Source organism: Aminobacter sp. Y103A, from assembly GCF_030294925.1.
GTDB lineage: Bacteria > Pseudomonadota > Alphaproteobacteria > Rhizobiales > Rhizobiaceae > Aminobacter > Aminobacter ciceronei.
On sequence record NZ_AP017986.1, the window covers coordinates 5,598,221 to 5,607,792 of the forward strand.

The 9,572-nt window shown below is 60.8% G+C and carries 7 protein-coding genes; 1 reads left to right on the forward strand and 6 read right to left on the reverse strand.

Translation table 11 applies throughout. The features are described 5' to 3' along the window. Positions 1–2 precede the first annotated feature (2 nt). The 3 genes from rsmG to mnmE all read right to left on the reverse strand — a co-directional run bounded on the left by rsmG (position 3) and on the right by mnmE (position 3,998). Positions 3–638, reverse strand: a complete 636-nt coding sequence (rsmG, locus tag Amn_RS27515; protein WP_286294183.1) for a 16S rRNA (guanine(527)-N(7))-methyltransferase RsmG — start codon at positions 636–638, stop codon at positions 3–5. Continuing rightward, entirely contained in the window at positions 635–2,509 is a 1,875-nt protein-coding gene (mnmG, locus tag Amn_RS27520) for a tRNA uridine-5-carboxymethylaminomethyl(34) synthesis enzyme MnmG (protein WP_067955806.1), read from the reverse strand. The genes rsmG and mnmG overlap by 4 nt, the downstream gene beginning before the upstream one ends. A gap of 169 nt (positions 2,510–2,678) precedes the next feature. After that, positions 2,679–3,998 carry a tRNA uridine-5-carboxymethylaminomethyl(34) synthesis GTPase MnmE gene (gene mnmE, locus Amn_RS27525; RefSeq protein WP_286294184.1) on the reverse strand — a complete coding sequence of 440 codons (1,320 nt, stop codon included), beginning with the start codon at positions 3,996–3,998 and terminating at the stop codon, positions 2,679–2,681. A gap of 61 nt (positions 3,999–4,059) precedes the next feature. Between mnmE and Amn_RS27530 the strand changes: the two genes are divergently transcribed. Further along, on the forward strand, positions 4,060–6,078 hold the full coding sequence (locus Amn_RS27530; protein ID WP_286294185.1) for a thioredoxin domain-containing protein: 2,019 nt from the start codon (positions 4,060–4,062) through the stop codon (positions 6,076–6,078). 96 nt (positions 6,079–6,174) lie between these two features. Here the strand turns inward: Amn_RS27530 and rho are convergent, their stop codons facing one another. From rho to hemE, 3 genes are all read right to left on the reverse strand, one after another. Further along, a complete protein-coding gene (rho, locus tag Amn_RS27535; RefSeq protein WP_018430513.1) occupies positions 6,175–7,440 on the reverse strand; it encodes a transcription termination factor Rho in 1,266 nt (421 codons plus the stop codon). 161 nt (positions 7,441–7,601) lie between these two features. After that, entirely contained in the window at positions 7,602–8,141 is a 540-nt protein-coding gene (hemJ, locus tag Amn_RS27540) for a protoporphyrinogen oxidase HemJ (RefSeq protein WP_067955800.1), read from the reverse strand. Then, positions 8,138–9,172, reverse strand: coding sequence for a uroporphyrinogen decarboxylase (gene hemE, locus Amn_RS27545; RefSeq protein ID WP_286294186.1), 1,035 nt, complete (start codon positions 9,170–9,172; stop codon positions 8,138–8,140). Before hemE ends, hemJ begins: the two co-directional genes overlap by 4 nt. Positions 9,173–9,572 lie beyond the last annotated feature (400 nt).

Sequence of the window (9,572 nt, forward strand, 5' to 3'; positions counted from 1 at the left end):
AGCTAGGCGCGGCGCAGGTTCCGAATCTCGAGAATGACTCCCTGGGCGTCGGTCAGGCTCTGGTGTTCTACCAGATCGAATCTCCACTGGTGAGCGCTATCTTCGATTTCCTGACGGTAATCCCGGCCTTTGTGGAAAAGCGCTGTGGTGCCCGCCGCCTCCAACCATGGCCACGACAGCTCCAGGAGCAGCGGTAGTGGTGCCAAGGCTCGTGCACTCAATATCTCGGGCGACTTGATGAGCGCATGGACATCTTCGATGCGCTTCGAGTGCACTTTAGCCGGCAAGCTGAGCTCACCGACTACGGCCTGCAGGAAGCCGGTCTTCTTGCGATTGCTTTCCACCAGATCGATGGTCGCGCCTGGCCGTTCGGCGAGCATCGAACCGATGATCAGGCCTGGGAACCCGCCGCCCGACCCAATGTCGAGCCATTTCATTGCGGCGCCCCCAAGCTTCACGATCTGGGCGCTGTCAAGGATATGGCGCTCCCAAACGTCATTGAGCGTCGACGGCGCCACCAGATTGATGCGCTGTGCCCACTTTCGGAACACAGCCTCGAAGGCTTTCAGCTTCGCGAATGTTTCACGTGAAACGGGACCGGCCACTTCCTGCAACCGGGCATAGGCGTCATTGTTCAAGCGGCGCCCCTACGTGACTGAGCTTCTGTGTTGCGGACATGGGCCAGAATGATGGCCAGCGCCGCCGGCGTCATGCCATCGATACGCTGCGCCTCGGCCAATGAACGCGGCCGACGGACGCGCATCTTCTGCCGAAGCTCGTTGGAAAGGCCAGGAACCGACTCAAAATCAAGCGCTTCCGGGATCACCCTCTCCTCTTCCTTCAGCATCAACGCCGCGTCAGCCTTCTGGCGGTCAAGGTAGACGGCATATTTGGCTTCGGTTTCAATGGCTTCCGCCGTCTTGGCGTCAACCGACGCCAGCTCCGGCAAGATATTAACAAGTTGCATGAACTGGATATTGGGGTAAGCGAGTAGTTCGTAAAGCGACCGTTTCACACCGTCGAGATTGACCTCGATGCCATAACGGCGCGCCTCGTTGGGTGATAGCTTCAGCGATTGCGTCAGTTCGCGCGCGGCTGCTACGCGGCCCGTCATCTCGCCAAAACGCTTTTCCCGCTCGGCCGAAGCAATGCCCAGTTCCATGGCCAGGGGCGTCAAACGCTCGTCCGAATTGTCGGCCCGCAGTGAAAGCCGGAATTCCGCACGCGACGTGAACATGCGATATGGCTCGCTGATCCCGCGGCTGGTCAGATCGTCGACCATGACGCCGATATATGCCTGTGTCCTGCTCAAGATCAGCTGCTCGCTGTCGCCGGCAAACCGCGCGGCGTTAAGCCCGGCAAGCAGGCCCTGTGCACCGGCCTCTTCATAACCCGTCGTGCCATTGATCTGTCCGGCAAGGAAAAGACCGCGAATACGCCTGGTCTCGAGCGTCGGCTCCAGCTCGCGCGGATCGATGTGGTCATACTCGATCGCATATCCCGGCTGCAGCATCACTGCCCGTTCCAGTCCGGGAATCGACTTCAGAATGTCGAGCTGCACGTCCTCCGGCAACGAGGTCGAGATACCGTTCGGGTAGACTGTGTGATCGTCGAGCCCTTCCGGCTCGAGGAAGATCTGATGGCCTTCCCGGTCGCCAAACTTGACGATCTTGTCCTCGATCGACGGGCAATAGCGTGGCCCGATGCCCTCAATCGACCCGGAATACATCGCCGATCGCCCAAGATTCTCGCGAATGATGCTGTGAGTGGCGTCGGTCGTCCGCGTGATGCCGCATTCGATCTGCGGATTCCGGATCCTATCGGTGAGCAGCGAAAAAGGAACCGGTTCCTCGTCGGCCGCCTGCGTCTCGAGCGAAGTCCAGTTAATGGTGCGGCCATCGAGCCGCGGCGGGGTCCCAGTCTTCAATCGGCCAAGGCGCAAGCCCGCCCGCTTCAGCGTCTCGGACAATCCCATCGAAGCCTGTTCGTTCATCCGGCCGGCCGGGAACTTGCGTTCGCCGATGTGGATCAGCCCACGCAGGAAGGTGCCTGTCGTGAGAACCACGGCGGCACAGGAAAGCGTTTGTCCATCGCCCAGCACAACACCGGTCAGGCGGTCGCTATCTATAATAAAATCAGATACTTCTGCCTCAACGACGGTGAGGTTCGGCTGTTCAGCGATCGCCTGCTGCATGGCCAGGCGATAGAGCTTGCGATCGGCCTGGGTGCGCGGCCCGCGCACCGCTGGGCCCTTGCGGCGGTTGAGAAGGCGGAACTGAATGCCAGCGGCATCGGCGACCCGACCCATGAGGCCGTCAAGTGCGTCGATCTCGCGGACGAGATGGCCTTTGCCCAGACCGCCAATGGCGGGGTTGCACGACATCACGCCGATCGTATCGCGACGAAGGGTGACGAGCGCGGTTTTTGCACCGGCCCGTGCGGCTGCCGAGGCCGCTTCGCAGCCCGCATGGCCTCCGCCCACCACGACGACGTCGTAGCTCTCACTCATCACAGTCTCCAGGAAACATTTGGCGAGACAGATGTCCTCATCTCCGCCTCATGTCAAGAGAATCGCCGCGGTGGTGGTTTCACGTGAAACAACTTGGCCGCGCGGCAGCGAGTCAATGCCGATGTTTCACGTGAATCCTTTGATTCCACCGCTTAATGTTTCACGTGAATCACTTGCCGATGCAGAACTGCGAGAAGATCGCGTCGAGCAGGTCCTCGACATCGACGGCTCCAGACAGCTTGCCGATTCGGTCGCTCGCCAGGCGCAGGTTCTCCGCTTTCAGTTCCAGCAAAGTCTCCGGCGCAGCTAACGCGGCACGCAGATACTCGCTGGCGTCGTTCAGCAGTTCCACATGGCGCAACCGCGACGGCAGCACATCGCCACGCTGGCCGATCGCCGCCGCGGCGCGCGCGCCAATCAGTTCGATCAACCCGTCAATACCTTCGCCATTCACCGTGGAAATGGCGAGGGCAAAGCTCGACCCGGCATCACCACCTTTGATGCGGTCCAGCTTGGTGCCAATCATGACTGCGGATGCATCGCCTGGCGGCGGCAGCTCGATTGGCGCCGACATATCCTGCAGGAACAACACCAGGTCGGCGGCCTTCGCTCGTTCCTTCGCGCGTTCGATACCGATGGCTTCAACCTTGCCCGCAGGTTCGCGAAGCCCGGCCGTGTCGGTGATGCGCACCTTGAGGCCGCCGATATCGAGTGTTGCCTCAACGAGGTCGCGCGTCGTGCCGGGTTCGTCGGTGACAATTGCCGCCTCACGTCGGACCAGCGCATTGAGCAGGCTCGACTTGCCCGCATTCGGCGCACCGAGGATCACGACGTCGAAACCGTCACGGATCATCTCAGCCTTGCTGTAGCCATCGACATGTCGCCCGATGTCGGCGATCAGCTGGTGGACGTCGTCCCACACCTGAGCGGAAACCGACCCTGGTACGTCCGATTCGTCGGCAAAATCCATCTCGGCCTCAATCATCGCCCGAGCGTGAATGAGCCGCTTGCGCCAAGTGAGATATAGCTCGCTTTGCGCACCGCCGGAGTTCATCATGGCAAACTGACGCTGCGCCTCAGTCTCGGAGTTGATGAGATCGGCAAGCGCTTCAGCTTCCAGAAGGTCCATCTTGCCGTTGAGGAATGCCCGCCGGGTGAATTCTCCCGCCTCGGCCTGCCTGAAACCCGGCAGCTTTCCGAGCTCCGCGAGCAGTGTTGTGACCACAGCCCGGCCGCCGTGCACATGGAATTCACCACAATCCTCCCCCGTGAAGCTATGCGGCCCGGGAAAAAACAAGGTCAGCGCCTGGTCGAGTTTCCGCCCGTCCACTGCATTCAGTGGTCCAAAATGCGCGCGACGTGGTTGCGGCAGGCTACCTGCAATCGTTTCGAGAGCGAATCGAACATGTGGACCTGAAATCCTGACGATCGCGACGCCGGACGGCAGGTGACCGCTGGACAAAGCGGCGATCGAATCGGTGAATAGCATTTGCCGGTCTCTTGGAAGCGCCCTAGGTTGACGCCTCATATCACTGTTTTGGGCTTACCACATGCTTCCGCACGAAAACCTGCTTCGAGACGAAGGTAGCCCGTACCTTCGCCAGGATGGCGACAACCCGGTGCATTGGCGCCCGTGGTCGCCCGCGGCGTTGGCAGAAGCGGTGCGGCTCGACCGGCCGATCCTGCTTTCGGTCGGTTATGCCGCCTGCCACTGGTGCCACGTCATGGCGCATGAAAGCTTCGAGAACGCCGAAGTCGCCGAAGTCATGAACAGACTCTTCGTCAACATCAAGGTCGACCGCGAGGAACGGCCGGATATCGACCAGTTCTACATGGCGGCGCTCGCCAGCATGGGCGAACAAGGTGGCTGGCCACTGACGATGTTCCTGACCCCCGATGCCAAGCCCTTCTGGGGCGGGACCTATTTTCCGCGCGAGGCGAGGTATGGACGGCCGGGGTTCATCCAGGTGCTCAGTGCTGTCGACGCCGCCTGGCGCGGCAAGCGCGCCAGCATCCTGCAGAGCGCGGGTGAGCTTGCCCAACATGTCGGCAAGCGCCTCGGCGGCAGCAGCCCGCGCTCCGCGATCTCGACCGATACGGCCAGGACGTTGGCGTCCGGCATCTACGATATGCTTGACCGCGATCTGGGCGGGCTTCGCGGCGCCCCAAAGTTCCCGAATGCGCCTTTCATGCAGACCTTGTGGCTGTCCTGGCTGCGCTCCGGCAATGAGCAGCATCGTGATGCAATGACGGAAAGCATGGCGCATATGCTCGCTGGCGGCATCTACGACCATGTCGGCGGCGGGCTGGCGCGCTATTCGACCGACGCGCAATGGCTGGTGCCGCATTTCGAAAAGATGCTCTACGACAACGCCCAGCTGATACGTCAAGCGAACTGGGCCTATGCCGCCACAGGAAATGAACTGTTTCGGATACGAATCGAAGACACGGTCGACTGGCTGTTGCGCGAGATGCAACTGCCCGACGGAACCTTCGCTTCCAGCCTCGATGCCGACAGCGAGGGTGAAGAAGGGCTGTTCTACACCTGGACGGGGCAACACATAGCCGACGCGCTTGGAGATGATTCATCTATATTTTTCAAATACTTCACGATCAGTAAGCCAGACGCCTGGGAAGGCGACCCGATCATCCACCAGAACGCCGCCCAGAGTGCACAGGCCATCGAAGATCGTGCGCTGGTTTCAGGCCTGACGAAACGCCTGCTGACTAAACGAGAACAGCGCATTCGCCCCGCCCGCGATGACAAGGCGCTCACGGATTGGAACGGCTTGGCCATCGTCGCGCTGGCAGAAGCCGGGCGAAGCCTTGGAAGAAGCGACTGGGTGGCTGTCGCGGCAGGTGCTTTCGGCGCGATTCTGGCGTCAGCAACAGCTGAAGGCCGACTGCCGCATTCAAGTCTGGGCGAAAAGCGGCTCTATCCCGCGCTGTCGAGCGACTACGCGGCGATGGTCAACGCGGCCATCTCCCTGTTCGAGGCAACAAGGGATGCGCGATATCTCGAGCACGGTGCTCGTTTCGTGAACATGCTCGATAACTGGCACGCGGATGCCGACAGAACCGGGCACTATCTTACCGCATCCGACAGCGCCGACGTGCCGATGCGCATTCGCGGCGACATCGACGAAGCCATTCCTTCGGCAACCAGCCAGATCATCGAGGCTGTTGTGCGCCTGGCCAACATCACGGGCGACATTGAACTGCAGCGACGCGCCTGGACAATCGCCGAACACGCCGCCGGCCGCATCCAGAGCCAGCAATATGGCCAGGCCGGAATCGTGAACGCCTGTATCCTGGCAATTGAACCATCAAAGCTGATTGTCGTCGAGGATCCAGAGCGGCCAGCGCTCGTTTCGGTAGCGAATCGGAATCCGGATCCGCGCCGCGTCGACATCTTCCTGGCTCTCGGTGAGGACACGGCGCGGGCGAAACTGCCGGGCGACATCCTTCCCGATACGAAAAAGGCCGGCGCATATCTCTGCACCGGCCTCATCTGTCTGCCCGTGATCAGCGATCCGGCGAAGCTTGAAGACGCGCTTCGTCGTCGCTGACCGATCGGAGCGCCGTGCGTCGCCGCACAAGAGGCGCTCCAAACCTGAGTTTCCGCATCTGTCCCGAAGATCGCTTACGATTTTCGGGCTGACGCGTCAGGTATTCATCGAATCGAAGAAATCGGCATTGGTCTTGGTCTGCTTGAGCTTGTCGATGAGGAACTCGATTGCATCGGTCGTTCCCATCGGTGCCAGAATGCGGCGCAGCACGAAAATCTTCTGCAGATCCTGACGCTGGACCAACAGGTCCTCCTTGCGCGTGCCCGACTTGAGGATGTCCATCGCCGGATAGATACGCTTGTCGGCGACCTTGCGGTCGAGCACGATTTCCGAGTTGCCGGTACCCTTGAACTCTTCGAAGATGACTTCGTCCATGCGGCTGCCGGTATCGATCAGCGCGGTGGCGATGATGGTCAGCGAACCACCCTCTTCAATGTTACGGGCGGCACCGAAGAAGCGCTTCGGCCGCTGCAGCGCGTTGGCGTCGACACCACCGGTCAGAACCTTGCCGGATGACGGCACGACGGTGTTGTAGGCGCGGCCGAGACGGGTGATCGAATCGAGCAGGATGACGACGTCGCGGCCATGTTCGACAAGGCGCTTGGCCTTCTCGATGACCATTTCGGCGACCTGGACGTGACGGACAGCCGGTTCGTCGAAGGTCGAGGACACGACCTCGCCCTTCACCGAGCGCTGCATGTCGGTCACTTCTTCCGGACGCTCGTCGATCAGAAGCACGATCAGATAGCATTCGGGATGATTGGTGGTGATCGAGTGCGCAATGTTCTGCAGCAGCACGGTCTTGCCGGTACGCGGCTGCGCCACGATCAGGGCGCGCTGACCCTTGCCGAGTGGCGCCACCAGGTCGATGACGCGGGGCGAAATGTCCTTGGTGGTCGGGTTTTCGACTTCCATCTTGAGCCGCGAGGTCGGGTACAGCGGCGTCAGATTGTCGAAATGAATCTTGTGACGGATCTTTTCGGGATCGTCGAAATTGATGGTGTTGACCTTGAGCAGCGCGAAATAACGCTCGCCTTCCTTGGGGCTGCGGATCGGGCCTTCGACCGTATCGCCGGTCTTCAGCGAGAAGCGGCGGATCTGCGAGGGCGAGATGTAGATATCGTCCGGACCCGGAAGGTAATTGGCGTTGGCCGACCGCAGGAAGCCGAAGCCGTCCTGGAGCACCTCGACGACGCCGTCGCCAATGATCTCGATGTCCTGCGCCGCCAACTTCTTGAGGATCGCGAACATCAGCTCCTGCTTGCGCATGACGCTGGCATTTTCGACTTCAAGCGACTCAGCGAACGCGATCAGGTCGGTCGGCTTCTTGTTCTTGAAATCCTGTAGTTTCATTTCCTGCATGGACGGACTCTGAGCGTGGGGAGGTTGGCTATCGGCATTTTGCGATAAGCGCCGGGCGCGGCCAGGGAATGAAAATGGGGCGGCGCATGGCGGGAAGGAAGAACAGCCTTTTAGCCCTCCCGAAACGAAAGAGCAAGGCGCAGTCCAGCAAATTTAGGAACTCAAAACGGCTTTACAACCACCAGTATGACAATGACGATCATCAGCAACGTCGGGATTTCATTGACGATGCGCCAATGCCGCGACGGCTTTTCGTTGCGGTCCTCGGCAAAGCGCCGGACCGACGCCGAGAGATAGCCGTGCACGCCCGAAAGCAGCAGCACCGCAACCAGTTTGGCGTGCAGCCAGCCACCGGCGAAGTCGAAACCCTTCCAGGCCAGCCACAGGCCGAAAACCCAGGTGACGATCATCGCCGGATTGATGATGGCGCGCAGCAGGCGGCGTTCCATCACCTTGAAGGTCTCGGATTGCACCGACCCCTTCTCCGCATCGACATGATAGACGAACAGCCGCGGCAGATAGAGCATGCCGGCCATCCACGAAATCACGGCAATGACATGGATCGCCTTGGCCCAGGTATAGAAGCTGTCAGGTGCGGCAAGGAAAAGCAAAGCCGTCAACGCAACCAGCACGATGATGGCAGCGACCGCTCGCTTGGCCGCCGTCGCACCACTCGACGGTCCGACATTCTGGCCGCTCATTGGCCTGTTGCCTTTCGCACCTGCCGCACCATCGCCTCGACATGGGCCACCGGCGTCTCGGGCGTGATGCCGTGGCCGAGATTGAAGATCAGCGGACCAGTGCCCAGCGCCTCAAGGATGGCATCCACGCCCTCTTCCAGAGCCTTGCCGCCGACAACGAGCCTGAGAGGGTCGAGATTGCCCTGTACGGCTCCCCCGGCCTGCAGGCGCTGCGCCTGGCTCAGCGGTACCGTCCAGTCGAGGCCAAGACCGGTGACGCCGGTGCGCTGCTTGTAGCTGTCGAGCTGGGCACCTGCGCCCTTCGGGAAGCCGATGATCGGAACGTCCGGATAGACGGCGCGCACCTTGCGCACAATCTCGGCCACCGGCTTGACGCAGCAGGCCTCGAAAGTCGCCTCGTCGAGCACGCCCGACCAGGAATCGAATATCTGCACGACATCGGCGCCGGCTTCGATCTGGCGAATGAGATAGGCGGCCGAATGGTCGGCGAGAACCTGCAGAAGCTGCGCCATCGCTGCCGGCTCGCGATAGGCAAACAGCCGCGCCGGCGCCTGGTCCGGCGTGCCGTGTCCGGCGATCATGTAGGTGGCGACGGTCCACGGCGCGCCACAGAAGCCGATAAGTGTCGTCTTCTCCGGCAATTCGCGGCGCAGACGGCGCACGGTTTCGTAGACCGGTTCGAGATTCACGTGAAACTTTTCGCCATCGAGTGCTGCGACACCGTCGGCTGTGATCGGCGTCATCAGCGGCCCACGGCCCTCCTCGAAACGCAGGTCGCGCCCAAGCGCGTGCGGAACGACGAGAATGTCGGAGAACAGGATCGAGGCATCGAAGTCGAAGCGCCGGATCGGCTGCAGAGTTACCTCGACGGCGAAGTCGGGATTGTAGCAGAGGTCCAGGAAGCTCCCGGCCCTCTTCCGGCTCTCGCGATATTCCGGGAGATAACGGCCTGCCTGGCGCATCATCCAGAGCGGTGGAACCTCCAGGCTCTCGCCTTTCAGGACTTGGAGCAGGGCGCGTTTCACGGGCATCCGGTCTGCCTTTCCTAGAGCCTTCTATAAACAAAAATTTATTCTGAAGGATTCTTCTAATTCTTAGAGTCTGTTGGAATCGAGAATTCCGACCTGTCCATAGGCAGCCTCGGATATCCACTTGTCATAGTGACGCGCGGCCGTTTTCGCCAGCGGGGAAAACTTCGGGCAGCAAGCGGATTCGTCGATTTGAATCAGGAATCTAGCCGAGCGCATCGCAGGTGCTGATTCTGTGGACAGCCGGGGACTAAAAAACTATCCCCACAATACTCCCCGTCGCTGAATCGAAACAGACAGCGGGGCGAATTGTGGACAAGTCGGCATCTGATACAGTCGCGCCGACCGCTTCGGGCCGAACTGCCCGTTTATCCACATTTGACCACAGACCCAGGCGCCCGCT